Raw genomic sequence first — 24,210 nt, forward strand, 5'->3', positions numbered from 1 at the left:
AGTGACACCATGCTGGTGATGCGCCCCGCGCAAATGGCTGATCTGGGCGAGGTACAGCGTCTGGCTGCGGACAGCCCGATTGGTGTCACTTCCTTGCCGGATGACGTTGAACGCCTGAGCGACAAGATCGCCGCAAGCGAAGCCTCGTTCGCCGCCGAAGTGAGCTTCAACGGTGAAGAGAGCTATTTCTTTGTCCTCGAAGACACCGCCACCGGCAAGTTGGTCGGTTGTTCGGCCATCGTTGCCTCGGCCGGTTATTCCGAGCCGTTCTACAGCTTTCGAAACGAAACGTTCGTGCACGCCTCCCGCGAGCTGAAGATTCACAACAAGATCCACGTGCTCTCCCAGTGCCACGACCTGACCGGCAACAGCTTGCTGACCAGTTTCTATGTGCAGAGGGAGTTGGTGGGCACGCCTTGGGCGGAGCTCAACTCCCGTGGCCGTCTGTTGTTCGTGGCCAGCCATCCGGAGCGCTTTGCCGATTCCGTGGTGACCGAAATCGTCGGTTACAGCGACGAAAATGGCGATTCGCCGTTCTGGGATGCCATCGGTCGCAACTTCTTCGACCTCAACTACGCCGAAGCCGAGCGTCTGTGCGGTTTGAAGAGCCGCACGTTCCTCGCCGAGCTGATGCCGCATTACCCGATCTACGTGCCGTTGCTGCCGGACTCCGCTCAAGAGGCGATGGGCCAGGTGCACCCGCGGGCGCAAATCACCTTCGACATCCTGATGCGCGAAGGCTTCGAGACCGATCACTACATCGATATTTTCGATGGTGGCCCGACTCTGCATGCCCGCGTCTCGGGGATCCGTTCGATCGCCCAGAGCCGTGTAGTCCCGGTGAAAATCGGTGAGCCGGTCAAAGGTGCCGGTCGTCAGTATCTGGTGGCCAATGCCCAGTTGCAGGATTACCGCGCTGTGTTGCTCGAGCTCGATTACGCGCCGGGCAAACCGGTGACCCTGGATCTTGAAGCGGCCGAAGCCTTGGGCGTCGGTGAAGGTGCCAGCGTGCGCCTGGTGGCGGTTTGACGCCTGCTTCCTGGAGAGAAATGTCTGGAAAGCAGCGAAATTTCGCGGGTGGCGCAAGCGGCCCGTTTGAGGAGATAGCATGATCGTTCGTCCCGTACGCAGCAGCGATTTACCCGCTCTGATCGACCTGGCCCGCAGCACCGGCACCGGCCTGACCACTTTGCCGGCCAACGAAGAGCGGCTGGCCCATCGGGTTGGCTGGGCCGAAAAAACCTTCCGCGGCGACGCCGGGCGGGGCGATGCGGACTACCTGTTCGTACTCGAAGACGACAATGGCCGCGTGGTGGGTATTTCCGCGATTGCCGGCGCCGTCGGCCTGCGTGAGCCCTGGTACAACTTCCGGGTGGGCCTGACGGTCAGCGCCTCGCAAGAGCTGAACATCTACCGCGAAATTCCGACGCTGTTCCTGGCCAACGACCTGACCGGCAACTCTGAACTGTGCTCGCTGTTCCTGCACGCCGATTACCGCAGTGGCCTCAACGGTCGCATGCTGGCCAAGGCGCGGCTGCTGTTCATCGCCGAGTTCCCGCAACTGTTCGGCAACAAGATCATCGCTGAAATGCGCGGCATGTCCGACGAAGCCGGGCGTTCGCCGTTCTGGGAAAGCCTGGGCCGGCATTTCTTCAAGATGGAATTCAGCCAGGCCGATTACCTCACTGGCGTGGGCAACAAGGCGTTCATCGCCGAACTGATGCCGAAATTCCCGCTGTACACCTGCTTCCTGTCGCCAGACGCGCGCAACGTGATTGGCCAGGTTCATCCGGACACCGAGCCGGCCCTGGCGATGCTCAAGAGTGAAGGTTTCAGTTACCAAGGCTACGTCGACATCTTCGACGCAGGCCCTGCGGTGGAGTGCGAAACCGCCAAGATCCGCGCGGTGCGCGACAGCCAGGCGCTGGTGCTGGCCATCGGCACCCCGGGTGATGACGCCACGCCGTTCCTGATCCATAACCGCAAGCGCGAAGACTGCCGGATCACTGCCGCGCCAGCACGCTTCGCCGCTGGCACGCTGGTGGTTGATCCGCTGACCGCCAAACGTCTTCAACTCAACGCTGGCGATCAAGTACGCGCCGTTCCGTTGTCTGCAGCTCGGGAGTCGAAATAATGAATTCGCTATACATCGCCGGTGAATGGCTGGCTGGCCAGGGTGAAAGCTTTCAATCGGTGAACCCGGTGACCCAGCAAGTGCTGTGGGCCGGCGAAGGCGCCACTGCCGCTCAGGTCGAGTCGGCCGTGCAAACCGCGCGTCAGGCGTTCCCGGGCTGGGCCCGCCGAACCCTGGAAGAGCGCATCAGCGTGCTGGAAGCCTTTGCCGCCGCGCTGAAGAATCACGCCGACGAACTGGCTCGCACCATCGGTGAAGAAACCGGCAAACCCCTGTGGGAAGCGGCGACTGAAGTCACCAGCATGGTCAACAAGATTGCCATCTCGGTACAGAGCTACCGTGAACGGACCGGCGAGAAGAGCGGCCCGTTGGGCGACGCCACCGCCGTATTGCGTCACAAGCCGCACGGCGTGGTGGCGGTGTTCGGTCCTTACAACTTCCCCGGTCACTTGCCGAACGGTCACATCGTGCCGGCGCTGCTGGCCGGTAACAGTGTGCTGTTCAAGCCCAGCGAACTGACACCGAAAGTCGCCGAACTGACGGTCAAGTGCTGGATCGAAGCCGGTCTGCCGGCGGGCGTGCTGAACCTGCTGCAAGGTGCTCGCGAAACCGGTATCGCCCTGGCGGCGAACCCGGGCATCGACGGTCTGTTCTTCACCGGTTCCAGCCGTACCGGCAATCATCTGCACAAGCAGTTTTCCGGTCGTCCAGACAAAATCCTCGCGCTGGAAATGGGCGGTAACAACCCGTTGGTGGTGGATCAGGTCGCTGATCTCGATGCGGCCGTTTACACCATCATTCAGTCTGCGTTCATTTCTGCCGGCCAGCGTTGCACCTGCGCCCGTCGCTTGCTGGTGCCGCAAGGCGCCTGGGGCGATACGCTGCTGGCGCGTCTGGTGGCGGTCAGCTCGACCATTGACGTCGGTGCGTTCGATCAGCAACCAGCACCGTTCATGGGCTCGGTGATTTCCCTCGGTGCTGCGAAAGCCCTGATGGAAGCGCAAGAGCATTTGCTGGCCAACGGCGCCGTGGCGCTGCTGGAAATGACTCAGCCCCAGGCTCAGGCTGCGTTGCTGACCCCGGGCATTCTGGACGTGACAGCGGTTGCCGATCGCCCAGACGAAGAGCTGTTCGGCCCGCTGCTGCAAGTGATCCGCTACGCTGATTTTGAAGCGGCGATCGCTGAAGCCAACGACACCGCTTATGGCCTGGCGGCTGGCCTGCTGTCGGATTCCGAAGCGCGTTATCAGCAGTTCTGGCTGGAAAGCCGCGCCGGTATCGTCAACTGGAACAAGCAGCTGACCGGTGCGGCGAGCAGCGCGCCATTCGGCGGCGTCGGCGCCTCGGGCAACCACCGCGCCAGCGCCTACTACGCGGCGGATTACTGCGCGTACCCGGTGGCCTCGCTGGAAACCCCGAGCCTGACCTTGCCAGCGGCCCTTACGCCCGGCGTGCGCATGTCGTAAGACAGACCCTAGTAGCAGCCTATAACAACAGATTCTTGTGGAGCCTCGCTGATGAAATCCTTTGAAGTCAATTTTGACGGTCTAGTGGGGCCGACCCATAACTACGGTGGCCTGTCCTACGGCAACGTCGCCTCCCAGAGCAACAGCCAGCAATCCTCGAACCCGAAGGAAGCGGCGCTGCAAGGTCTGGCGAAAATGAAAGCGCTGATGGATATGGGCTTTCAGCAAGGCGTGCTCGCACCACAGGAACGCCCTGACGTGGCCGCCCTGCGTCGCTTGGGTTTCAGTGGCACCGACGCGCAAGTGATCGAGCAAGCCGCCAAAGACGCGATGCCGCTGCTGGTTGCCAGTTGCTCGGCGTCGAGCATGTGGGTGGCCAACGCCGCCACGGTCAGCCCGAGTGCCGACACCGCCGACGGTCGTGTGCATTTCACCGCCGCTAACCTGAACTGCAAATACCACCGCAGCATCGAGCACCCGACCACCAGTCGCGTGCTGGGCGCGATGTTCGCTGACCAGAAACACTTTGCTCATCACGCCGCGTTGCCGGCCGTGGCGCAGTTTGGTGACGAAGGCGCGGCCAACCACACCCGTTTCTGCCGTGACTACGGTGAAGCCGGCGTCGAGTTTTTCGTGTTCGGTCGTAGCGCGTTCGACACCCGTTATCCGTCCCCGCAGAAGTACCCGGCGCGCCAGACCCTCGAAGCCTCCCAGGCCGTCGCTCGCCTGCACGGCTTGAGCGATGACGGCGTGGTCTACGCCCAGCAGAACCCTTCGGTGATCGATCAGGGCGTGTTCCATAACGACGTGATCGCCGTGGGCAACGGCGAGGTGCTGTTCTATCACGAGGACGCCTTCCTCGACACCGACCAGATGCTCGCTGAGCTGCAAGGCAAACTGGCAAAAGTCGGTGGGAAATTTCAGTCGATCTGCGTACCGCGCTCCGCGGTCACCGTGGAAGACGCCGTTCGTTCCTACCTGTTCAATAGCCAACTGCTGTCGCGTCCTGACGGCTCCATGTTGTTGATCGTGCCGGAAGAATGCCATGGCAACGAACGTGTCTGGCAGTACCTGCAAGGCCTGACCAGCTCTGGCGGCCTGATCCGCGAAGTGAAAGTCTTCGATCTCAAGCAGAGCATGCAGAACGGCGGTGGCCCGGCTTGCCTGCGGTTGCGCGTCGCCCTCAACGAAACCGAACTGGCGGCCGTCAACCAAGGGGTTATCATGACGGCTCCGTTGTACGGCACATTGACCGAGTGGGTCGAAAAGCACTACCGCGACCGCATGACCGAAAACGATCTGGCGGACCCGCAATTGTTGCTTGAGTGCCGGACGGCACTGGATGAACTGACGCAAATCCTTAAACTGGGCGCGGTTTATCCATTCCAGATCAATTGACATCTCCAGACGAGAGCGTAAATACATGAGCGATACCCTGCAGCTGATCCTTGAAGACACCGACGGCACGCAACTGGAAACTTCCTGCACCCGCGTCGCGGTCATGTGGCAAGGCAAAGAGCTGTGGATCCAGCAGGACGGCCGTGGCCAGCTGCTGATCGGCGTGGACGTCGAAGAGGGTGACGCTGAATACGCCAACCTGCTGCTGCGCCCATTGGCGACTAATCTGGTAAGTCTGCAACTGGAGATGGAACCGGCCGACCTCGGCGATGATGAGGACCACGTGCACGGCCCGGATTGCAATCACGACCACTAAGGAAACCGCTCTATGCTCGCCCTCGGCAAACTGCTTGAACTGACCCTCGCCGGCCGCGAACCGGCGGAGAAGACTCAACTGACTGTCGAAGGCGTACGGATGCGCTGGTTGAGCGAAGGTGCGCTGGAAGTCCGGCCACCTGAAGCTCGCGACAATGGCCTGGATCTGCTGCTTTCGGCCGGTATCCATGGCAATGAAACAGCGCCGATCGAGTTGCTCGATCGCCTGTTGCACGACATTGCCCGCGGTGACTTGAAACCGCGTGCCCGTATTCTGTTTCTGTTCGGCAATCCCGAGGCCATCCGCCGCGGTGAGCGTTTCATCGAGCAGGACGTCAATCGGCTGTTCAACGGCCGTCACGAACAAAGCAGCGGTTCCGAGGCCTTGCGCGCCTGTGAGCTGGAGCGGCTGGCGGCGACGTTCTTCAGCCTGCCGGACCGTAACCGTCTGCACTACGACCTGCACACGGCGATCCGTGGCTCGAAAATCGAGCAGTTCGCTTTGTATCCCTGGAAAGAAGGTCGTCAGCATTCACGCCTGGAACTGGCTCGCCTGCGCGCCGCCGGCATGGAGGCGGTGCTGTTGCAGAACAAACCGTCCATCGTCTTCAGTTCCTACACCTACGACAAGCTCGATGCCGAGTCCTTCACCCTGGAGCTGGGCAAGGCCCGGCCGTTCGGGCAGAACGAAGGGGTCAACGTCAGCCTGCTGGAAACCCGCCTGAAGCAGATTATCGAAGGCACCGAGCCGCCAATGACCGACGACGGGCTGGATGGTTTGCAGTTGTTCAGCGTGTCGCGGGAAGTCATCAAGCACAGCGATAACTTCCGCCTGAACCTGCCGGCGGACATCGAAAACTTTTCGGAATTGAAAGTGGGTTATGTGCTGGCCGAGGATATTGCCAATACCCGCTGGATCGTCGAAGAGCAGGGCGCCCGGATCATCTTCCCGAACCCCAGGGTCAAGAACGGCCTGCGCGCCGGCATCCTGATCGTACCGACCACCGACGAAAACCTGGTCTAGGCACAACACCCGTCAAATGTGGGAGCGGGCCTCTGTGGCGAGGGGGCTTGCCCCCGTTCGGCTGCGAAGCAGTCGTAAATCCAGATAGGTCTGAACCCAAGCCGGGGGCCGCTTCGCGACCCAACGGGGGCAAGCCCCCTCGCCACACAAGCTCGCCCCCACAGGTTTTATCGGTGTTTAGACAGCTACCGCGCGAGGCTCGCTGCGGCGCAATGCGCGAGTCTTGTGCAGCGTATCTGCACACGTCTTCGCCGCTTCCTGACCTTTATGCACGAAATGCTCGAAGAAGAACTTCTGATGTTCTTCGCCGGCATGGAAGTGGTGCGGGGTCAAAACCACCGAGAACACTGGCACTTCGGTTTCCAGCTGAACCTGCATCAGGCCGCTGATCACCGACTGGGCGACGAATTCGTGGCGATAGATACCGCCATCGACCACCAGGCCCGCGGCGACGATGCCGGCATAACGACCGGACTTGGCCAGCAACTTGGCGTGCAGCGGAATCTCAAAGGCGCCGCCGACTTCGAAGAAATCGATGTCCGACTCCTGATAACCCTGGGCAATCATTTCAGCGACGAAGCCTTTATGGCTTTGATCGACGATTTCCTTGTGCCAGCAGGCCTGGATGAACGCGACGCGCTCGCCCTGATGGTTTTTGCTTTTGCTATCGATTGCGGTGGGTTGCATGTTCTGACTCCTGTTTGTGTGAAAAACAGGGCGTTATGAATCGAATGGGATTTAAGGGTACGCACGCTCGCACGAGCTGCGGACGGCCCTCTGATGTCAATCCCGTTCTCTCTTCATCCGGACTATGACCGTCGGCCCCGGGATCACACCGGGTCTGCTGACCTTGTCGCCATCACAGCTATTGCCGTGCCTGTCGCCAAGCGCTCGCGGGCTATGCGCATTGCGCGCAATTACCGCCGGTGGGGAGTTACACCCCGCCCTGAGAACGTTTTTGCCGCCAGATTGTTTGGCGGCGAAGCGTTTTTAACACATATTTACGGGGCGTGCATGGCTGCTTTCTGATGATTGCTATCGGGTTTTCCGAAGGCATAAAGCGCCTTTTCCTCGTCCAAGGCTTGATTAAATGTCGGCATGACCGCAGTAATTCCTTTCCGAAACGGATTTTTCCCCTGTTAACCGAGGCCAGATTCATGAGCGTTATCGATCTTCGCAGCGACACCGTCACTCAACCGACCGCAGGGATGCTCGACGCGATGGCCAATGCGGCCACCGGTGACGACGTTTATGGCGAAGATCCGACGGTCAATCGTCTGGAGGCCGAGCTGGCAACACGACTGGGTTTTGCCGCGGCGCTGTTTGTTCCGACGGGCACCATGAGCAACCTGCTGGGCTTGATGGCCCACTGCGAGCGCGGTGACGAGTACATTGTCGGTCAGCAGGCCCACACCTATAAGTACGAAGGGGGTGGCGCGGCGGTGCTCGGTTCAATCCAGCCGCAGCCGCTGGAAGTGCAAGCCGATGGTTCGCTGGACCTGGCGCAAGTCGCCGCCGCGATCAAACCAGACGACTTCCACTTCGCCCGCACCCGTTTGCTGGCACTGGAAAACACCATGCAGGGCAAGGTGCTGCCGCTGGAATATCTGGCCCAGGCTCGCCGCTTCACTCGTGAGCATGGCCTGGCGCTGCATCTGGATGGCGCGCGGCTCTACAACGCGGCGGTCAAGCTGGGTGTCGATGCCCGGGAGATCACTCAGCATTTCGATTCTGTTTCGGTTTGTCTGTCCAAAGGCCTGGGCGCGCCGATTGGTTCGGTGTTGTGCGGCTCGGTCGAGTTGATCGCCAAGGCTCGGCGTTTGCGCAAGATGGTCGGCGGCGGCATGCGCCAGGCCGGGATTCTCGCGGCGGCGGGGCTGTATGCGCTGGATAATAATGTTCAGCGCCTGGCTGACGACCATGCCAATGCACAGTTGCTGGCCGAAGGCCTGCGCGCGGCGGGTTATGAGGTCGAGCCGGTGCAGACCAATATGGTTTACGTAAAAATGGGCGACAAGGCCGAAGCGATCAAGGCCTTCGCCGCGACACGCGGGGTCAAGCTCAGCGCTGCCGCTCGTCTGCGAATGGTCACGCACATGGACGTCAGCCGTGCGCAAATCGAGCAGGTCGTCGCTACATTCGTCGAGTTTTCCCGCATCTGATCGCGTTAGCGGTCCAATTGACCGTTTCTATCGTATAAACACGCTGTACCCCGCGCGCAGGGCCGATATAATGCGGCCCTTTGCCGTCGCTTCGTCTGTTGACGTTTCGCACAGGCCTTTGGCCGCAGCCTCCGTGGAAGAACCTAATGAAAAGCGCAGAAATCCGTGAAGCCTTCCTTCGCTTCTTCGAAGAGCAAGGCCACACCCGTGTAGCCTCCAGCTCTTTGATTCCGGGCAACGACCCAACCCTGCTGTTCACTAACGCGGGGATGAACCAGTTCAAGGACTGCTTCCTGGGCCAGGAAAAGCGCGCGTACACCCGCGCCGTCAGCAGCCAGAAATGCGTGCGTGCCGGCGGCAAGCACAACGACCTGGAAAACGTCGGTTATACCGCCCGTCACCACACCTTCTTCGAAATGCTGGGTAACTTCAGCTTCGGTGATTATTTCAAGCGTGACGCCATTACCTTTGCCTGGACGTTCCTGACCTCCGACAAATGGCTGAACCTGCCGAAAGAAAAGCTCTGGGTGACCGTCTACGCCAGCGATGACGAGGCCTACGACATCTGGACCAAAGAAGTCGGTGTACCGGCCGAGCGCATGGTTCGCATCGGCGACAACAAGGGCGCGCCGTACGCTTCCGACAACTTCTGGACCATGGGCGATACCGGCCCGTGCGGTCCTTGCACCGAGATTTTCTACGATCACGGCGCCGACATCTGGGGTGGCCCACCGGGCTCGCCGGAAGAAGACGGCGACCGTTACATCGAAATCTGGAACAACGTGTTCATGCAGTTCAACCGCACCGCCGATGGCGTGTTGCACCCGTTGCCAGCCCCGTCGGTGGATACCGGCATGGGTCTTGAGCGGATCAGTGCCGTGCTGCAGCACGTTCACTCGAACTATGAAATCGACCTGTTCCAGAGCCTGCTGAGCGCATCGGCCAAGGCCATCGGTTGCACCAACGACAATCAGGCTTCCCTGAAAGTCGTGGCTGACCACATCCGTTCCTGCGGCTTCCTGATTGCCGATGGCGTGCTGCCGTCCAACGAAGGCCGCGGTTATGTGTTGCGCCGGATCATTCGTCGCGCTTGCCGTCACGGCAACAAACTGGGCGCCAAGGGCAGCTTCTTCTACCAGATCGTTGCGGCCCTGGTCGCCGAGATGGGCGAAGCGTTCCCAGAACTGAAATCCCAGCAGGCGCACATCGAGCGCGTGCTGAAGGCCGAAGAAGAGCAATTCGCCAAGACCCTGGAGCAGGGCCTGAAAATCCTCGAGCAGGATCTGGCTGAACTCAAAGGCGATGTGGTGCCGGGCGACGTGGTGTTCAAGCTTTACGACACCTACGGTTTCCCGATGGACCTGACCGGCGACATCGCCCGTGAGCGCAGCCTGACCATCGACGAAGCAGGCTTCGAGCGCGAAATGGAAGCCCAGCGCGTGCGTGCCCGCTCCGCCAGCTCCTTCGGCATGGACTACAACAGCCTGGTCAAGGTTGATGTGGCCACCGAGTTCACCGGTTACACCGCTCACAGCGGTTCCGCCAAAATCGTTGCTCTCTATAAAGAAGGGCAATCGGTTGACGTACTGAGCGAAGGCGAAGAGGGCGTGGTCGTTCTCGATCAAACGCCGTTCTATGCCGAATCCGGTGGTCAGATTGGTGATTGCGGCTTCCTCCAGGCTGGCGCTGCGCGTTTCGACGTGCGCGACACCACCAAGACCGGCGGTGCGTTCCTGCACCACGGTGTGCTGGATTCGGGCAGCCTGATCGTAGGTGCTCCGGTGGAGACTCATGTCGATGCCGAAGTGCGCCATGCGACGTCGCTGAACCACTCGGCGACTCACCTGCTGCACGCCGCATTGCGCCAGGTACTGGGCGAGCACGTTCAGCAGAAAGGTTCGTTGGTCGACAGTCAGCGCCTACGCTTTGACTTCAGCCACTTCGAAGCAATCAAGCCTGAGCAGTTGAAGGCGCTGGAAGACATCGTCAACGCCGAGATTCGCAAGAACTCCGAGGTTGAAACCGAAGAAACCGACATCGAAACCGCCAAGCAGAAAGGCGCCATGGCGCTGTTCGGCGAGAAGTACGGCGACAGCGTACGCGTGCTGAGCATGGGCGATTTCTCCGTCGAGCTGTGCGGCGGTATTCACGCCACCCGTACCGGCGACATCGGTTTGCTGAAAATCATCAGCGAAGGCGGTGTTGCCTCTGGTGTGCGTCGTATTGAGGCAGTGACCGGCGCAGCAGCGCTGGCTTACTTGAACGCAGCTGAAGAACAACTCAAGGAAGCGGCCAACCTGGTCAAGGGCAGCCGCGATAACCTGATCGACAAGCTGTCGGCTGTGCTGGAGCGCAACCGTCTGCTGGAGAAGCAACTCGAGCAGTTGCAGGCCAAGGCGGCCAGCGCGGCGGGCGACGATCTGTCGGCCTCTGCCCTGGACGTCAAAGGCGTGAAAGTGCTGGCCGTGCGTCTGGACGGTCAGGACGGCAAGGCGCTGCTGGCGCTGGTCGATCAACTGAAAAACAAACTCGGCCGCGCAGTGATCCTGCTCGGCAGTGTCCATGAGGAAAAGGTCGTTCTGGTTGCAGGCGTGACCAAAGACCTGACTGGCCAACTCAAAGCCGGTGATTTGATGAAGCAGGCTGCTGCGGCAGTGGGCGGGAAGGGCGGCGGTCGTCCAGACATGGCGCAGGGCGGTGGTACTGACGCTGGCGCACTGGATACTGCATTGGCCCTGACTGTTCCATTTGTAGAGCAGGGTTTATAAGGCAGTGTGCCTGGCCCGCGGTCTAGTGGCGGGCCAGAACGCTGTTTGAGTGATTATTGGGCGCCCTTCATGGGCAGAGGCGGCTTTGAAATGGCTTTGATCGTACAGAAATTTGGAGGCACCTCAGTCGGCACTGTCGAGAGAATCGAGCAGGTCGCCGACAAGGTTAAGAAATTCCGCGATGCGGGCGATGACCTGGTGGTTGTGCTGTCTGCAATGAGCGGCGAAACCAACCGTCTGATCGATCTGGCCAAGCAAATCAGTGGCGACGGCCAACCGGTTCCGCGCGAACTGGATGTGATCGTTTCCACCGGTGAGCAGGTGACGATTGCACTGTTGGCCATGGCGCTGATCAAGCGCGGCGTGCCAGCGGTGTCGTACACCGGCAACCAGGTACGGATTCTGACGGATAGCGCGCACAATAAAGCGCGTATTTTGCAGATTGATGACCAGAAGATTCGCGGTGACCTGAAGGCCGGTCGTGTGGTGGTTGTCGCCGGTTTCCAGGGCGTCGACGAGCACGGCAATATCACCACGCTCGGTCGTGGCGGTTCCGACACCACTGGCGTGGCACTGGCGGCAGCCCTGAAGGCTGACGAATGCCAGATCTACACCGACGTCGACGGCGTCTACACCACCGACCCGCGTGTGGTGTCCGTGGCTCAGCGTCTGGACAAGATCACCTTCGAAGAGATGCTGGAAATGGCCAGCCTCGGTTCCAAGGTGTTGCAGATCCGTGCGGTCGAGTTCGCCGGCAAGTACAACGTTCCGCTGCGCGTACTGCACAGCTTCAAGGAGGGTCCGGGCACCCTCATTACTATTGATGAAGAGGAAACCATGGAACAGCCGATCATTTCCGGCATCGCTTTCAACCGCGATGAAGCCAAGCTGACCATCCGTGGCGTGCCAGACACCCCGGGCGTGGCGTTCAAGATTCTCGGCCCGATCAGTGCCGCGAACATCGAAGTCGACATGATCGTGCAGAACGTTGCGCACGATAACACCACCGACTTCACCTTCACCGTGCACCGCAACGACTACCAGGCGGCGCAATCGGTGCTGGAAAACACCGCTCGCGAGATCGGTGCCCGTGAAGTCGTTGGCGACACCAAGATTGCCAAGGTATCGATCGTTGGCGTCGGCATGCGCTCCCACGCAGGCGTGGCCAGCCGCATGTTCGAATCGCTGGCGAAAGAAAGCATCAACATCCAGATGATCTCGACTTCGGAAATCAAGGTGTCCGTGGTGATCGAAGAGAAGTACCTGGAACTGGCTGTGCGCGCCCTGCACACAGCTTTCGAACTGGACGCGCCGGCCCGACAGGGCGAGTAATGCGTTCCCCCCGAAGGGCGCGGTCTGACCGCGCCCTTCGTTTTTTTGAATGGTGCGTACCAAAACTGTTCTTTTGCTCGCGCTAGTCAATACTCAGGCATGTAGGGCTGCGACCTTTTCGGTTGTAGGTCGAATGCCTTTTTTTTGCAGACTGTTGTCCCTGAAATGAAATGCGTGAGGAGAAAGGTATGCTGATTCTGACTCGTCGGTGCGCAGAAAGCCTGATTATTGGTGATGGCGAAATCACCGTGACCGTGCTCGGCGTTAAAGGAAATCAAGTGCGTATTGGTGTCAACGCCCCGAAAGAGGTGGCTGTGCACCGTGAGGAAATTTACCTGCGTATCAAGAAAGAGAAGGACGAAGAACCAAGCCATTAATTTTTATCGTTTTTTATGTTTGCAAACGGGGATAAAGCTGGTTAATATACGCCCCGTGTTGCGGAGAGCTGGCCGAGTGGCCGAAGGCGCTCCCCTGCTAAGGGAGTACACCTCAAAAGGGTGTCGGGGGTTCGAATCCCCCGTTCTCCGCCATTATTTGTTTAGTACGTTGTAATCTGGCTTCTTCGGTAAGTTGTTGAAATTACTAGAAAAAGTGCTTTACAAAAAGATTTAACGGCCTATAATGCGCGGCAACAAATGCACTCGTAGCTCAGCTGGATAGAGTACTCGGCTACGAACCGAGCGGTCACAGGTTCGAATCCTGTCGAGTGCACCATTTAAGAGTTGTTTGCAGCAATGTGAGTAACTTGGCTTCAACCAGTTGTGATCTGGTATAAAAACACAAATGCACTCGTAGCTCAGCTGGATAGAGTACTCGGCTACGAACCGAGCGGTCACAGGTTCGAATCCTGTCGAGTGCACCAAACACCAAAAAGCCCGCGTTTAACGCGGGCTTTTTGCCGTCTGCGATTTGGCTTTTCCTTTGGTACATCCTTTCTCATCGAACTCGATGTGAGCACTGCGCCCTCGCTTGTTGTCGTAGCGGTAGCTCGTGGCTGAATTGCGAGTGCTGATTTTGTCTGGCTTGCCGAGAGCGCTTTCGACGTCCTGCTGACTCATGCCGGCAACCACTCTCTGATTGATGATCGCGATGCGGCGTTCCTTCGCGCTGAGCTGATTTCCACATTTGTCCTCGGACTGACCAACGACCGTCGGCTCTCTCCTTGGGTTTTTCATACTTGATGTTTCGCGAGCCTTGGCTTCTGGCATCAGGGCTGTGGTGCTGCCGGGCAAAAACGTGCGCACTTCCTGAAGTGAAAGGCTTTCTCCGGTCGTACAGCTCAAGGTCGTGAAGGTGATGCGTCCGTCAGGGGCTTCACACCGGTGGATGGTCGTAGCAAACGCCCAGGGCGGCAGGCAGAGCAGGGCGGCAAGCAAAAAATAATCAGCATTCCATGGCATTCGACGTCCTCCTTGACGGTCCTTATCAAGGGTAGCCGTTACATTTTTCGACGGCGGTGTGTTTTCTTTTCAGGATGAGTCGTCGCAGTTCCATGGATCAGGACAGTGCTCAGGTTTGTCTCGCAAGCGCTTGTTTCAGCCGCGATTTTTTCACGTTTAAAACCGTCAGGCGGTGTTATCATTGCGCCTGTCAGCCCCGCCGGGGCTTGTGGAATACCTCCATGGACTTACCCAGTAGTTACTCAGTACCCCGTTTTTACAATCATGAATTGACTGATTGATCCTTCCGGCGTGCCCCGCTGCTGGGAGTGGAGTTCGCCTATGTCTGAAGTTGAAGTAAAGAAAACGCAGGAAAGCTTGCAGGACCGCCTTGCTCAAGTCGTTGAGCTGCTGCAGCGCCAGCGGGTGGTCGAAGACCTGACTCATCGCCAGGAAGGTCCGCATCACGATCGGGTCGAGAACCTGGTTCACCGGCAAAACCTCGTCGAGTTGCAACGCAAACTCGATGATCTGCACTCCGCCGACGTTGCCTACATCCTTGAAGCCTTGCCACTGGACGATCGTCTGACCGTCTGGCAATTGGTCAAGGCCGACCGCGACGGCGACATTCTTCTCGAAGTATCCGATTCGGTTCGTGAAACCCTGATCGCCGACATGGACGATCACGAGCTCCTGGCGGCGGCCAAGGACATGGATGCCGACGAACTTGCTGACCTGGCCTCCGAGCTGCCGCGAGACGTCGTCCACGAGCTGATGGAAACCCTCGATGCTCAACAGCGTGAGCGCGTCCGCTCCGCGTTGTCCTATGACGAGGAGCAGGTCGGTGCGCTGATGGACTTCGAGATGGTGACCATCCGTGAGGATGTCAGTCTTGAAGTGGTGTTGCGTTACCTGCGTCGTCTCAAAGAGTTGCCAAGCCATACCGACAAACTGTTCGTGGTTGATTACGACGGCGTGCTCAAGGGCGTGTTGCCGATCAAGCGCCTTTTGGTCAACGACCCGGATAAACAGGTCTCGGAAGTGATGGCCAGCGATCCGGTGAGTTTTCATCCGGACGAAGACGCCTACGAGGCCGCTCAGGCGTTCGAGCGTTACGACTTGATCTCGGCCCCGGTGGTCGACAAGAACGGCAAGCTGATCGGTCGTCTGACCATCGATGAAATGGTCGACCTGATTCGTGAAGAGAGCGAAAACGAAGTTCTCAACATGGCGGGTCTGCGCGAAGAAGAAGATATTTTTGCGTCAGTCTGGAAGTCCCTGCGCAACCGTTGGGCCTGGCTGGCGATAAACCTGATCACCGCGTTCGTTGCATCACGGGTGATCGGCCTGTTCGAGGGCTCTATCGAGAAGCTGGTAGCGCTCGCGGCATTGATGCCGATCGTGGCGGGTATCGGCGGCAACTCGGGTAATCAGACGATCACCATGATCGTTCGGGCAATGGCGCTGGACCAGGTCAGTACCGGCAATACGTCGAGGTTGATGCGCAAGGAGTTGGCGGTCGCCTTGATCAATGGCGTGGTCTGGGGTGGGGTGATTGGTGTGGTGTCCTACCTGCTTTATGGCAGTTGGTCCCTGGGCGTGGTGATGACCGCCGCCATGACGCTTAACCTGTTGCTTGCGGCATTGATGGGTGTGTTGATTCCGATGACCCTGGCGCGGCTTGGGCGCGACCCGGCAATGGGCGCGAGTGTGATGATCACTGCCATGACCGACAGTGGTGGCTTTTTCATCTTCCTTGGGCTGGCGACGATTTTCCTGCTCTGACGTTCTGCCTCAAAAGAACCCGCCCAATCGGCGGGTTTTTTTGGGGCCGAATTTCAGGCAAAAAAAAAGCCAGCAATTACGCTGGCTTGAGCTTTCGGGATGAATCAGGAAGCGTCTGCAGCCATTTCGGCGTCATGGGCGATCAGCGAAACCAGAGCGTTTTGCTGGCGGTGGGAGAGTTGGCGGAAGCGTTGCAGCAGTTCGCGTTCGTGCAATGACAGCTCGGGGCTGTCCAGGCGCATGCTCAATTCTTCGCCCAACGCGCCTTCCTGAATAAGACTCTGCTCAAGGCGCGCGATGATTTCAGAATTCATGCTGCGATGATGATTGCGAGCCACCTCGGCAATGCGTTCACGCATTCCGTCTGGCAGACGTACGACGAACTTGTCAGCCGTACGGCTGGAATAAATTGCCTGTTTCAATGGGCGCATATATTTAACCGGTTAGTTCAGGGGAGCGGTTCTCGGGATAGGCCGCAGGATGTCAGATAGGACAAGCACTCCGACCAAATGTTCAACCTGAATTGATAGAGGCGCGCATCATGCCTCAAATTAGCCAGATCATTGGCGTCAATTCTGTGACAAATATTGATCCGGGTAAAGGCTTAATGCCAGCACCTATTATCAGAAATGCGGACTGGTTTGAAAACATTCCATGAGTCCGTATCGCTGACCGCGTCCTCTTGCCCGACAGGTGATGCCCGAAGACGCCTGAAGGTGCATGCTATGCGGATTCGATCCTTGTTCCTTACCTTAACAGGATAGTGGCAAATGGCCGATTTACTAGGGCAGACGGACGGTATGGGGTGATTTCAGGATGGATGGCAGGCTGATTTATTTAATGGGGCCTTCGGGATCCGGCAAGGACAGCCTCATTGAAGCCGCTCGCGGGCCGTTGCGGGTACGCAATTGTGAAGTCGTGCGGCGGGTTATTACGCGCTCGGCTGAGTCCGTCGGCGAAGACGCCATTGAGGTGTCCCGCGAAGAGTTCGAGCGACGCAGAAACAATGGGGATTTCGCGCTTTCGTGGCAGGCCAATGGGCTCGATTACGGTATTCCTGTGCGGATAGACCAGTGGCTCAAGGAAGGACGCGATGTGCTGATCAATGCTTCGCGCGGCCACCTGACAGAAGCGCAACAGCGCTATCCCACGCTGTTACCGGTGCTGTTGACGGTCAAGGATGAAGTTCTGCGAGAGCGCCTGCTACGGCGGGGGCGTGAAAGCCCGGCAGAAATTGAAGCGAGACTGCGCCGCAATGCGCTGTTCACGGCTGACGATACAATCGGTGATACGCAGATCCGTCGACTCGATAACTCCGGCGACCTTACGGTCACCGTTGCCAGTCTTCTGGAGTTGCTGAGCGTCAACGCAGAACCGGATCGAACTTGATCTTGCGCCCGGCGATCAGCGCCAGCACGAACAGCGCACTGAACACGCCGCAGGCAATCAGGGGCAGGGTGACGATCGTGTCCTGGACTAATGACAGATGAAGGATGCCACTCAGTAGAGCGAGGATGAGAAACCCTGCGGCTGATTTGGACATGCTGTGCTCCTGATGAGGTGGTTCAAAATACCAAGCGTTCAAAAGACTGCGTGCGCGGTTGAAGACTCTCCTGGCTCACCTCTTGGCTGACAAAACTGCGTTGATCGCTCGTGACTGCCCATTGAGGCGCTTTTTGCAGCTGCAGGTAATGGGGCGTGCGTTGGGCAACCATCGCAGCGTCGTTTTCGGGGAAGAACTGAAAACCCAACAGAACCGCCAGGGCGACTGCATTCGCGACTAAAAGAGCGCTGTTCATGGGGCTGATCTCCTTTGTTCTTTGAGAACAGTCGAAGCAGCCCGCATGCCAAAAGTTTAACGGCTATTAAATTCTTTAAAAACAACGATTTAAGATATTTTCACCAAAGGCCGGCATTGCATTTTGCAATGATGGCATTTTGCGGTGATGCAATTTGCACGGTAAACAAAGCCACGCTACCGCGGGGCGTCTGCCTACACTTAAAAAGCCCTACGGACGACATGACAAAAGCGGGCCTGCCCGTTAACATGCACGCCGTCCATCGCCGCGCATTTCTTGCACGCGACTTGTGTCTCAGTAGCTCAATTGGATAGAGCATCCCCCTCCTAAGGGGAAGGTTGGCAGTTCGAACCTGCCCTGGGACACCATATAATTCAGTGCTTGCAGCCTAAATGACCTTACGCTAGAAACGACTGTGACAGCAGGGTGGCAGCAGCAAGCAAAAATGAAAGCCCCTCCAAGTGCCTGGCGGGGCTTTTTTTACGTTTATGTCTTGGGTAGGGCTATGTGCCCAGTAAGGACCTGTCTATGGAGCTTAGGGATTACGCGGTCATCGCCGCTGCAACGGCAGGCGTAGCAGGTCTGGTGCTTTCATTGATAACGCTTCTGATGAAGAGTGGGGAAAATAATCGCACTATCAGGTCACAGCTCACGGACGTTCTAGCCCGCCTAAACGCCGTAGCAGCTGAATCGAGAAAGTACCGGATCGAAACCGCTAAAGAGCGGTTGACTCCTGATCAGCGTGCGATGTTTGGCTTCTACAATGACCAAAGGTTATTCCTTGTAGGTCAGGCAAGGTATTTGATAGAGCAAATTCCCGACCACGTTTCGCATTCGGAGCTTTCCCTTGTAGCGCAGGCATTGGGAACGGTAGGTGATCACGAGTTGGCCTGTCACTACTGGGAAAACAGCTTTGAGAAATCACCTAGCAACTACATCAGAGGGATACATAGCCGGGGGTTCGCATCGTATTTGTTCGGCCAGGGCTATACCGAGCTGGGGCGATACCGGTTTAAGAGCAGTATTTCTTTGATTACAGCTGACAGCGATCAAAGGCGCGCAGATCGAGCGGAAACCTATCTTCGCTGGGCCGCATCCGAAAGATATTCAGATTTTCTCTCCGAAGCTGCAGAGCTAGTTGGGCACGCAGAGATTGAACTCTCCCTAATCAAATCACCGCCAGTCCGAAACCGTTGCGCTCAAAAGATTAGAGACTACGAAGGTGACTGGCTTCCGCAGTCGGACCTTAGGAAGCCAGATCAGACAAATTCTTGATCCGCAACACCGTAGTGGTTGAGCAGTCGGCGTGCCTGGAGATAGCGCGTATGCCCAGGCCGGCGGACAGCAGCTCACGCACCCGCTTATGCAGATCCTCATCGACTGGTCGGCCTTGGTACTTGCCAGCAGCTTTAGCCTTCTCAATACCTTGCGCTTGACGCTCGCGACGCTGTTCGTAGTCCTTGCGCGCAATGGCCGCCATCATTTCCACGAGCGTCGAGTTGATTGCTCCCAGCATCCGGCCGGTGAATTCGTCCCCCTTTGTGTCCTGCATCCCCTGGTGGCTAGTTGGCAGATCAAGCGCGACGATGCGCAACCCCTTGGAGTCGATAGCAGCCTTGAGCTTTTGCCAATCCTCTACAGGAAGGCGTGAGAGGCGGTCTATCGACTCAACCAGCAGCACGTCACCCTTGCGCGCATCCTTGAGCAGGCGCAACAGCTCAGGCCGGTCCGCCGTGGCGCCGCTGGCGTTCTCCAGGTACTCGCTCGCAATTACCTTGTTGTGGTCGGTGGCGAACTGCTCAAGCGAAGCCCTGGCGCGGCCGGCGTCTTGCTCTTCTGTTGATGCTCTGAGGTATGCGCGGATGAACATGATGGGGTGCCTGTATCAGTTAGGGTGTTCAACTAATACTGTTGCACTTTGGGTGTTACTTATCAAGCGGAAAGGCTGAAAAAGGCAAAATCTGCCTGTATCTGGATAGGCATACCGGAAAAGAGCACATTGAGGTGGCATCAGAGGAGGCATAGCATGGTCGCTACTTGCCATCATGGAGTGCGGAATGATTTCAGCGATGATCGAAGGTGAAAAGAGGCCTCCGCAGGCAAAAGGAGAGCAAACCATCTGCGTCGGGTGCGGCGGCACGCTTAGGGCCGTAATTCCGCAATTCAAGGCTGCGCATTGGCGTCATGACAATGGTGACTGCGATCCGTGGAGCGAGCCTGAGGGAGAATGGCATCTGGGTTGGAAAGGCTTCTTCAGCCCTCGCTTCTGTGAAGTGTTCATGCGAGACCCAGAGACCAAGGAAATCCATAGGGCTGATGTTCTATGTCCGCGACCCGAAGGGGCAGGGGTTGTCTTGGAGCTGCAACACTCTCCTATCTCAGAAGAGGAGCGATCAGCCAGAGAGGCGTTCTATTCCAAGGAAAATAGAATGTTCTGGCTTTTGAACATGGGAAGGACTTCGGCGCTTTCATTCAACTTTGCGTCGTGCCTCAACTTCAGTGAGACCAACCGAGTAGAGATCGGAGGGCGCGACTTTTATCGGATGGAGTGGTTCATGCGAGGGACGATGCTGGATAAATGGAAGCTATCTCGAGCGCATGTTTTTCTAAATCATGGCCGCTCCGTTTTCTATCTTGCGACGATGGCTGCCTGCCGTTCTTTGGTCGCCGGCCAAGCCAAAGGAGAATTTGCTTTGGCGCGCCTGACTGTGCGTGAGTTTCTTAAGGCTGTAGCTGGAGAGGATCCGTCTGCACTCACGATATCTACGGCCGACGGCGAGGGTTGATCGCTTCTGATTAAATCGAGCTTGGGCGTATATCCGTGCCGTTCTGAGTGCCAGATATCCGGTACTTCTGCACTTCACCGGCGACAACTTCGGTTGCAGTCTCTTTTACCGGCTGGCCGATCTGCATCGCGCACAGGCCGCTTCCGTCCTCATCACCGCTGATGCCGACGATATGTCGACCTGGCTTGATGTGGAATTTTGCCACCTCTCCAGTATCCAGGCGGGCCGCTCTCTTCCCATCAATGAGCAGGGTAGCGAAGCATCCACCAGACGCCCAGAATCCATTGTCACGACTGACAACAAGCGTCGCACTGCCTGGCACCTGAGTCTGATAGGCGTAGACGCGATCGGCTGGTACTCGCTTGGCGGATCCAGAATCCATGGGGGTGCTTGAGCACCCAGCAATCAGCGCAATGGCTGCAGTAGCTGGCAAAATCCTGTGCATGATGCGTCCTCGATGTTTGGAGCGCTGACTTTACACTAGGTGGATTAGATCTTGTCTTCGGCGTAGATCGACGCCGAAATGATCATTCCACCCCACCGGCGATGGCCGATGCAGATCGGCACCGGGTTGCCGCTGGCCGTGGTGTTCTTGGCGCTACCGAAGGCATACGACGGGGCGTTTTCGGGGGAGGTGCTCTGCTTCAGGCCGGTTGCCTGTGGGCTGAGCATCTGGATCACGCCGCCCGCTGCCAGGGCGATACCCGGCGCCAACGTTGCACCATTCGTAAAGGGGCTCATGACGATTAGGGCGACACCGAGGATTGTTTGCAGCAGACCGGCGCGCTTGCTGCCGGCGATCACCGGCACGATGCGGATCTCCTTTGCTCCGCCCATCTTCAGCTCCTGTTCGCCGATGTTCTTTCGGTTGCGGAACACCGCGAACTCCAGTCCCTTCATTTTTGCGTCAGCCAAGTACTTCGCAAACCCAGGGTGATTGACGTCGATCGCTTTCACAGCCTCCCGCGTGTCGCCGGTGGAAAGCTCGTAAATGTGTTCGCGCCCAAACAGCTTGCCGGCCGAGCCGCCCAGCAGGATTCGGGTTTTGGCGCCGTAGTTGGTGGCCATAGCCATGGTCTACTCCTTGGCGCCCTGGGCGCTGTTGTTGGGTACCGAAACACCCAGTCGGATGGCGAGCAGCGAGCGCGACATATGCGCCTGGTCGACGGTCACCTGTTCGTGGCGTGGGTCGTAGTTCCAAATCCGGTCATAGATCCCCTGGTAGGCCCTGGCACCGCGGAAGGTGCCGCGCAGAAGATCGGCTGACACCCGGGCTTCGTCCTCGGTGAAGAACGGCCCGTCAATGGTCACCTTCTGGCCGTCGCGGACGTGCTGGACATCCCACACTACGTAACCGGAGTCAGGACCTTGTTTGAGTGGGTACGACGCAAAGCAGTTTGTCTTGCACGCCTCAGCGAAGCGCTCTTGGTAGGTGGTCAAGGTATTAGCTCCCAGTTGGCGGCCGCACTGTGACGGCCGCAAGCCGAACCGCTCACGCGGCTTCGGATTCTTCCGCTGCTGCTTTTGGTTTTCCTCGGGCCGGGATCTTGTCCAGCCAGGCGCGCAGAGCTTCCGAACCTTCACAGCCGGATCGCCATTTTTCGAATCGACCTGCATAGCCAGTTGAGTTCGCAACCATTCCACTGAGCGATACGCCGACCTGCGAAGTGGTAGCAAGCACATCGTCATAGACGGCCAGCATTTGACGAAGAGCCTCAATGTCATCTGCGCGGGAGGCGGCGATGCCCGCTCGGGAAAGACTCGCTGCTGATTCAGAGTTGAGGCCAGAGAGCATCGGGTTTGCTCTCAACACTGCTTCGACGATATCGGGGTGACCACCTTGGCGAGCTTCGGACATGAGGTTGCGGCGCTCATCCGAGCTGAGGCCTCGTACAAGAGCTCTCAACTCTTGGTCTGCGAGAAAGCCCGCGATGTCGTTACTGGCGCGCGGTGCGACAGGCGAGAAGCCTTGCGTGACGGTCTCGGCCAGCGTGAGCATATCCTTCGCGACCGACTGCATTGCGGGAAGGAGGGTGTCTGTCACACCTGCGATTCTCTCTTTGCTCAAACGCTCGATCGCGGACGAGTTGAAATCTTTGTTTTCCCGGATCGAGACGATCTCTTCACCGAAGTCTTTGAATGTCTCCAGCGCGAGTGTTTGAAGTTGACGAGCGGACTTCATCAAGCCGCCGGCTTGCCATACACCTTTGGTTCCGTCCGGACGCTGGATAGAGAAGGTGTGAGCCTCAATACGAGAGTGCTTGTATTCGGAGTAATGGAGGTTGGCCAGGCCGACCTTGAGAACTGAGCGTTTGCCGATTTTCATTGCGTTACCTTCGGATTGTTTGGGATTGGAGTAGGGCGGTCGGAGGACGTAGAGACGTTGAGAATTTCGAGGAGAGACGTCTCCCCAGTAGCGGTGCTACTGCCGCCAGCTTCGGCGCTCAACTCGTCCATCAGCTCACTGATCTGCCGAACGTCGTTGCTAAATTGGGAGTTGCCGGCGGTCTGCTTTAGGCGGGCGATTTGGTTACGGATGTTCATTGCGCGCCTCCACGATCCGCTGGTATTGCTCTGCAGCGTGCTGCTCAACCGTGACCCCTTCAGGAGGCCACGTAACGATCCAAGCCCCTTCCTCGGGCGCGACGCGCATATTGAGTACGCCGACTTGAGGTGTCCGGCCGGCCCGTTCTGTCTGCCGGGTATGGAGAATGATGGCCTTCGCCATTTGCTCACCCTGGTCGCTATCCATTTCTGCGAAGGGAAAGAAAAACGATACGTTTTGTCCCTGAATTCGATAGTCGACTTGGTGCCCAGCGGTTTTCGGAAAGTCTTCTTCCGCTTGGATCTCTCTGGTATTCGCTCGGATCACCGCAAGCACGATCAGCACTACCGTTTCATCTGCGGCGCCGATCTTCTGGGCGATCCTTTGCAGTTCTGCTTTCAATGACTTGATGCTCATTGCTGCATTCCCTCCATTTGCGTGCGGAGTTCTTCGACGGCCTTCTGAAGCTCGGCGACCTCGATCACCCGGGCGACGGCGCCCAAGCCTTCGATGAGCGACTTGCCCTGGTCGGGCGCGAGTTGTCCGCCGGCGACGGCACGCATGATTGATTTGGCTGCACTCGGTAGGTCCGTGTCGTCGAGTTCGAATTGCACCGGCTCGGAGGTCGGTTTAATTGGCGGGACAAGGCGCTCAAGGATCAATCGACAGGCCTGCATATCGCCCTTCTTGGCAGCTGCGAGCACCTTCTTTGTAACGGTGTCCGCACCCTCGGCAAGTCGAGCGCGAAGCTCCTGTGTTTGCCCAGAGCGTCCGCCTGGGTTGCCTGATTGCCCAGGCTTCCATTTCCCGCTCTTGTCGCGCTCAGTCATGCGGCGGGCGATTCCATGGCAATGACCGGTTTGTTTTCCGCAAGCGCGATGAGGAGGGCGGATGCCTGGATGCTTCCTTCGCTGGCAGCGTCGCGCAGGCGACCCCAGGCAGCGGCTACCTCTGAGCGAGTCGGTTTGTGTTGTCGACCTCGAGCGGTCTTGGCTGTGTTCATGGGATGGCCTCGAGTGGATTTGAATTGGCTTCAAACCCACATTAGGCATGATATGGTCTTATATCCAGTGTTTTTTGAGTGCACCTAAGGTGCTACACATAACCGGATTAAACGGGACTGAAATAGTTGGTTTTCAGCGGGTCGAGGAGGGGTATTTTGTTGCAGTAAGTCGAAAATAGGCAAAGTGATACAGGGCTGAGTTTTCAGCTCAGCACTTCTTCAATTTGAGGATGTAGGCAAAGTAGGAGGTTACGAAACGATCGTAAAAGGTCGGTTAGGGCACGTGGGCTTGATTTCCGATTTCTGGACGACAA

General features: G+C 58.0%; 27 protein-coding genes, 4 tRNA genes and 1 riboswitch. Of the genes, 18 read left to right on the forward strand and 13 right to left on the reverse strand.

Features of this window, described 5'->3' with window-relative positions; translation table 11 throughout:
• The first annotated feature begins 9 nt into the window (after positions 1 to 9).
• The 6 genes from aruF (at position 10) to astE (ending at position 6,337) form a co-directional block, all read left to right on the forward strand.
• Complete coding sequence (gene aruF, locus LOY36_RS06560) at positions 10 to 1,029, forward strand: arginine/ornithine succinyltransferase subunit alpha (RefSeq protein WP_007934901.1); 1,020 nt, start codon at positions 10 to 12, stop codon at positions 1,027 to 1,029.
• 79 nt (positions 1,030 to 1,108) lie between these two features.
• On the forward strand, positions 1,109 to 2,134 hold the full coding sequence (gene astA, locus LOY36_RS06565; RefSeq protein ID WP_019651765.1) for an arginine N-succinyltransferase: 1,026 nt from the start codon (positions 1,109 to 1,111) through the stop codon (positions 2,132 to 2,134).
• On the forward strand, positions 2,131 to 3,600 hold the full coding sequence (gene astD / locus LOY36_RS06570; RefSeq protein ID WP_258674147.1) for a succinylglutamate-semialdehyde dehydrogenase: 1,470 nt from the start codon (positions 2,131 to 2,133) through the stop codon (positions 3,598 to 3,600). Before astA ends, astD begins: the two co-directional genes overlap by 4 nt.
• A gap of 51 nt (positions 3,601 to 3,651) precedes the next feature.
• On the forward strand, positions 3,652 to 4,998 hold the full coding sequence (gene astB, locus LOY36_RS06575) for an N-succinylarginine dihydrolase (protein ID WP_064616458.1): 1,347 nt from the start codon (positions 3,652 to 3,654) through the stop codon (positions 4,996 to 4,998).
• A gap of 25 nt (positions 4,999 to 5,023) precedes the next feature.
• Entirely contained in the window at positions 5,024 to 5,314 is a 291-nt protein-coding gene (locus tag LOY36_RS06580) for a hypothetical protein (protein WP_018926388.1), read from the forward strand.
• 12 nt (positions 5,315 to 5,326) lie between these two features.
• Positions 5,327 to 6,337 carry a succinylglutamate desuccinylase gene (gene astE, locus LOY36_RS06585; protein ID WP_019651769.1) on the forward strand — a complete coding sequence of 337 codons (1,011 nt, stop codon included), beginning with the start codon at positions 5,327 to 5,329 and terminating at the stop codon, positions 6,335 to 6,337.
• A gap of 177 nt (positions 6,338 to 6,514) precedes the next feature.
• Here astE and LOY36_RS06590 read toward each other — a convergent pair whose 3' ends face one another.
• A complete protein-coding gene (locus LOY36_RS06590) occupies positions 6,515 to 7,024 on the reverse strand; it encodes a 6,7-dimethyl-8-ribityllumazine synthase (RefSeq protein ID WP_258672682.1) in 510 nt (169 codons plus the stop codon).
• Between the two features lie 100 nt (positions 7,025 to 7,124).
• Positions 7,125 to 7,295: riboswitch (FMN riboswitch) on the reverse strand.
• Between the two features lie 199 nt (positions 7,296 to 7,494).
• Between LOY36_RS06590 and ltaE the strand changes: the two genes are divergently transcribed.
• From ltaE to LOY36_RS06625, 7 genes are all read left to right on the forward strand, one after another.
• A complete protein-coding gene (gene ltaE / locus LOY36_RS06595) occupies positions 7,495 to 8,499 on the forward strand; it encodes a low-specificity L-threonine aldolase (RefSeq protein ID WP_258672684.1) in 1,005 nt (334 codons plus the stop codon).
• 146 nt (positions 8,500 to 8,645) lie between these two features.
• The gene (alaS, locus tag LOY36_RS06600; RefSeq protein WP_019582890.1) at positions 8,646 to 11,267 is read left to right on the forward strand and encodes an alanine--tRNA ligase; all 2,622 of its coding nucleotides are present in this window, start codon (positions 8,646 to 8,648) and stop codon (positions 11,265 to 11,267) included.
• Positions 11,268 to 11,357: 90 nt separating this feature from the next.
• Positions 11,358 to 12,599 (forward strand): aspartate kinase, encoded by a 1,242-nt coding sequence (locus LOY36_RS06605; protein ID WP_007934911.1) that lies wholly within the window; start codon positions 11,358 to 11,360, stop codon positions 12,597 to 12,599.
• Positions 12,600 to 12,787: 188 nt separating this feature from the next.
• Positions 12,788 to 12,976 (forward strand): carbon storage regulator CsrA, encoded by a 189-nt coding sequence (gene csrA, locus LOY36_RS06610; protein ID WP_002554426.1) that lies wholly within the window; start codon positions 12,788 to 12,790, stop codon positions 12,974 to 12,976.
• A gap of 62 nt (positions 12,977 to 13,038) precedes the next feature.
• Positions 13,039 to 13,129 (forward strand) — tRNA-Ser (locus LOY36_RS06615).
• Positions 13,130 to 13,236: 107 nt separating this feature from the next.
• A tRNA-Arg gene (locus LOY36_RS06620) sits at positions 13,237 to 13,313 on the forward strand.
• A 71-nt stretch (positions 13,314 to 13,384) separates the two neighbouring features.
• Positions 13,385 to 13,461 (forward strand) — tRNA-Arg (locus tag LOY36_RS06625).
• A 19-nt stretch (positions 13,462 to 13,480) separates the two neighbouring features.
• Here the strand turns inward: LOY36_RS06625 and LOY36_RS06630 are convergent.
• On the reverse strand, positions 13,481 to 13,999 hold the full coding sequence (locus LOY36_RS06630; protein WP_258672686.1) for a cell envelope protein SmpA: 519 nt from the start codon (positions 13,997 to 13,999) through the stop codon (positions 13,481 to 13,483).
• A 321-nt stretch (positions 14,000 to 14,320) separates the two neighbouring features.
• Between LOY36_RS06630 and mgtE the strand changes: the two genes are divergently transcribed.
• Positions 14,321 to 15,763 (forward strand): magnesium transporter, encoded by a 1,443-nt coding sequence (gene mgtE, locus LOY36_RS06635; RefSeq protein ID WP_018926381.1) that lies wholly within the window; start codon positions 14,321 to 14,323, stop codon positions 15,761 to 15,763.
• Positions 15,764 to 15,867: 104 nt separating this feature from the next.
• On the opposite strand, the gene LOY36_RS06640 is transcribed toward mgtE, so the two are convergent.
• Positions 15,868 to 16,194: an Arc family DNA-binding protein gene (locus tag LOY36_RS06640; RefSeq protein ID WP_003178899.1), complete on the reverse strand. Its 327-nt coding sequence runs from the start codon at positions 16,192 to 16,194 to the stop codon at positions 15,868 to 15,870.
• A gap of 385 nt (positions 16,195 to 16,579) precedes the next feature.
• On the opposite strand from LOY36_RS06640, the gene phnN reads away from it, so the two are divergent.
• A complete protein-coding gene (gene phnN, locus LOY36_RS06645) occupies positions 16,580 to 17,152 on the forward strand; it encodes a phosphonate metabolism protein/1,5-bisphosphokinase (PRPP-forming) PhnN (protein ID WP_258672688.1) in 573 nt (190 codons plus the stop codon).
• On the opposite strand, the gene LOY36_RS06650 is transcribed toward phnN, so the two are convergent.
• Positions 17,127 to 17,306 (reverse strand): PA3371 family protein, encoded by a 180-nt coding sequence (locus LOY36_RS06650; protein ID WP_018926378.1) that lies wholly within the window; start codon positions 17,304 to 17,306, stop codon positions 17,127 to 17,129. The genes phnN and LOY36_RS06650 overlap by 26 nt on opposite strands.
• A 22-nt stretch (positions 17,307 to 17,328) precedes the next feature.
• Positions 17,329 to 17,562, reverse strand: coding sequence for a hypothetical protein (locus LOY36_RS06655; RefSeq protein ID WP_007934920.1), 234 nt, complete (start codon positions 17,560 to 17,562; stop codon positions 17,329 to 17,331).
• 291 nt (positions 17,563 to 17,853) lie between these two features.
• Here LOY36_RS06655 and LOY36_RS06660 point away from each other — a divergent pair.
• Positions 17,854 to 17,930, forward strand: a tRNA-Arg gene (locus LOY36_RS06660).
• A 160-nt stretch (positions 17,931 to 18,090) separates the two neighbouring features.
• On the forward strand, positions 18,091 to 18,837 hold the full coding sequence (locus LOY36_RS06665; protein WP_258672689.1) for a hypothetical protein: 747 nt from the start codon (positions 18,091 to 18,093) through the stop codon (positions 18,835 to 18,837).
• Here LOY36_RS06665 and LOY36_RS06670 read toward each other — a convergent pair.
• Complete coding sequence (locus LOY36_RS06670; RefSeq protein ID WP_258672690.1) at positions 18,809 to 19,432, reverse strand: recombinase family protein; 624 nt, start codon at positions 19,430 to 19,432, stop codon at positions 18,809 to 18,811. The genes LOY36_RS06665 and LOY36_RS06670 overlap by 29 nt on opposite strands.
• Before the next feature lie 187 nt (positions 19,433 to 19,619).
• Between LOY36_RS06670 and LOY36_RS06675 the strand changes: the two genes are divergently transcribed.
• Positions 19,620 to 20,348, forward strand: coding sequence for a competence protein CoiA (locus LOY36_RS06675; RefSeq protein WP_258672691.1), 729 nt, complete (start codon positions 19,620 to 19,622; stop codon positions 20,346 to 20,348).
• A 10-nt stretch (positions 20,349 to 20,358) separates the two neighbouring features.
• Here the strand turns inward: LOY36_RS06675 and LOY36_RS06680 are convergent, their stop codons facing one another.
• Genes LOY36_RS06680 through LOY36_RS06710 form a run of 7 tightly spaced genes read right to left on the reverse strand, consistent with a single transcriptional unit; the run spans position 20,359 to position 23,723 of the window.
• Positions 20,359 to 20,793 carry a DUF2846 domain-containing protein gene (locus LOY36_RS06680; protein ID WP_258672693.1) on the reverse strand — a complete coding sequence of 145 codons (435 nt, stop codon included), beginning with the start codon at positions 20,791 to 20,793 and terminating at the stop codon, positions 20,359 to 20,361.
• Between the two features lie 44 nt (positions 20,794 to 20,837).
• Positions 20,838 to 21,422, reverse strand: coding sequence for a tail assembly protein (locus LOY36_RS06685; RefSeq protein ID WP_258672694.1), 585 nt, complete (start codon positions 21,420 to 21,422; stop codon positions 20,838 to 20,840).
• A 3-nt stretch (positions 21,423 to 21,425) separates the two neighbouring features.
• Complete coding sequence (locus LOY36_RS06690; RefSeq protein ID WP_258672695.1) at positions 21,426 to 21,788, reverse strand: hypothetical protein; 363 nt, start codon at positions 21,786 to 21,788, stop codon at positions 21,426 to 21,428.
• 52 nt (positions 21,789 to 21,840) lie between these two features.
• Positions 21,841 to 22,674: a hypothetical protein gene (locus LOY36_RS06695; protein WP_258672696.1), complete on the reverse strand. Its 834-nt coding sequence runs from the start codon at positions 22,672 to 22,674 to the stop codon at positions 21,841 to 21,843.
• Positions 22,671 to 22,892, reverse strand: coding sequence for a hypothetical protein (locus LOY36_RS06700; RefSeq protein WP_258672697.1), 222 nt, complete (start codon positions 22,890 to 22,892; stop codon positions 22,671 to 22,673). Before LOY36_RS06700 ends, LOY36_RS06695 begins: the two co-directional genes overlap by 4 nt.
• Positions 22,879 to 23,310 carry a hypothetical protein gene (locus LOY36_RS06705; RefSeq protein ID WP_258672698.1) on the reverse strand — a complete coding sequence of 144 codons (432 nt, stop codon included), beginning with the start codon at positions 23,308 to 23,310 and terminating at the stop codon, positions 22,879 to 22,881. Before LOY36_RS06705 ends, LOY36_RS06700 begins: the two co-directional genes overlap by 14 nt.
• The gene (locus tag LOY36_RS06710) at positions 23,307 to 23,723 is read right to left on the reverse strand and encodes a DUF5681 domain-containing protein (RefSeq protein WP_258672700.1); all 417 of its coding nucleotides are present in this window, start codon (positions 23,721 to 23,723) and stop codon (positions 23,307 to 23,309) included. Before LOY36_RS06710 ends, LOY36_RS06705 begins: the two co-directional genes overlap by 4 nt.
• Positions 23,724 to 24,210: the final 487 nt, after the last annotated feature.

Source organism: Pseudomonas sp. B21-019 (genome assembly GCF_024749225.1).
In the GTDB taxonomy this organism is placed as follows: Bacteria; Pseudomonadota; Gammaproteobacteria; order Pseudomonadales; family Pseudomonadaceae; genus Aquipseudomonas.

Bases quoted from the DNA above. Each gene is read 5' to 3' on its own strand.
- aruF (WP_007934901.1), top strand. From the start codon at position 10: ATGCTGGTGATGCGCCCCGCGCAAATGGCTGATCTGGGCGAGGTACAG.
- astA (WP_019651765.1), top strand. From the start codon at position 1,109: ATGATCGTTCGTCCCGTACGCAGCAGCGATTTACCCGCTCTGATCGAC.
- astB (WP_064616458.1), top strand. From the start codon at position 3,652: ATGAAATCCTTTGAAGTCAATTTTGACGGTCTAGTGGGGCCGACCCAT.
- LOY36_RS06580 (WP_018926388.1), top strand. From the start codon at position 5,024: ATGAGCGATACCCTGCAGCTGATCCTTGAAGACACCGACGGCACGCAA.
- astE (WP_019651769.1), top strand. From the start codon at position 5,327: ATGCTCGCCCTCGGCAAACTGCTTGAACTGACCCTCGCCGGCCGCGAA.
- LOY36_RS06590 (WP_258672682.1), bottom strand. From the start codon at position 7,024: ATGCAACCCACCGCAATCGATAGCAAAAGCAAAAACCATCAGGGCGAG.
- ltaE (WP_258672684.1), top strand. From the start codon at position 7,495: ATGAGCGTTATCGATCTTCGCAGCGACACCGTCACTCAACCGACCGCA.
- alaS (WP_019582890.1), top strand. From the start codon at position 8,646: ATGAAAAGCGCAGAAATCCGTGAAGCCTTCCTTCGCTTCTTCGAAGAG.
- LOY36_RS06605 (WP_007934911.1), top strand. From the start codon at position 11,358: ATGGCTTTGATCGTACAGAAATTTGGAGGCACCTCAGTCGGCACTGTC.
- csrA (WP_002554426.1), top strand. From the start codon at position 12,788: ATGCTGATTCTGACTCGTCGGTGCGCAGAAAGCCTGATTATTGGTGAT.
- LOY36_RS06630 (WP_258672686.1), bottom strand. From the start codon at position 13,999: ATGCCATGGAATGCTGATTATTTTTTGCTTGCCGCCCTGCTCTGCCTG.
- mgtE (WP_018926381.1), top strand. From the start codon at position 14,321: ATGTCTGAAGTTGAAGTAAAGAAAACGCAGGAAAGCTTGCAGGACCGC.
- LOY36_RS06640 (WP_003178899.1), bottom strand. From the start codon at position 16,194: ATGCGCCCATTGAAACAGGCAATTTATTCCAGCCGTACGGCTGACAAG.
- phnN (WP_258672688.1), top strand. From the start codon at position 16,580: ATGGATGGCAGGCTGATTTATTTAATGGGGCCTTCGGGATCCGGCAAG.
- LOY36_RS06650 (WP_018926378.1), bottom strand. From the start codon at position 17,306: ATGTCCAAATCAGCCGCAGGGTTTCTCATCCTCGCTCTACTGAGTGGC.
- LOY36_RS06655 (WP_007934920.1), bottom strand. From the start codon at position 17,562: ATGAACAGCGCTCTTTTAGTCGCGAATGCAGTCGCCCTGGCGGTTCTG.
- LOY36_RS06665 (WP_258672689.1), top strand. From the start codon at position 18,091: ATGGAGCTTAGGGATTACGCGGTCATCGCCGCTGCAACGGCAGGCGTA.
- LOY36_RS06670 (WP_258672690.1), bottom strand. From the start codon at position 19,432: ATGTTCATCCGCGCATACCTCAGAGCATCAACAGAAGAGCAAGACGCC.
- LOY36_RS06675 (WP_258672691.1), top strand. From the start codon at position 19,620: ATGATTTCAGCGATGATCGAAGGTGAAAAGAGGCCTCCGCAGGCAAAA.
- LOY36_RS06680 (WP_258672693.1), bottom strand. From the start codon at position 20,793: ATGCACAGGATTTTGCCAGCTACTGCAGCCATTGCGCTGATTGCTGGG.
- LOY36_RS06685 (WP_258672694.1), bottom strand. From the start codon at position 21,422: ATGGCTATGGCCACCAACTACGGCGCCAAAACCCGAATCCTGCTGGGC.
- LOY36_RS06695 (WP_258672696.1), bottom strand. From the start codon at position 22,674: ATGAAAATCGGCAAACGCTCAGTTCTCAAGGTCGGCCTGGCCAACCTC.
- LOY36_RS06700 (WP_258672697.1), bottom strand. From the start codon at position 22,892: ATGAACATCCGTAACCAAATCGCCCGCCTAAAGCAGACCGCCGGCAAC.
- LOY36_RS06705 (WP_258672698.1), bottom strand. From the start codon at position 23,310: ATGAGCATCAAGTCATTGAAAGCAGAACTGCAAAGGATCGCCCAGAAG.
- LOY36_RS06710 (WP_258672700.1), bottom strand. From the start codon at position 23,723: ATGACTGAGCGCGACAAGAGCGGGAAATGGAAGCCTGGGCAATCAGGC.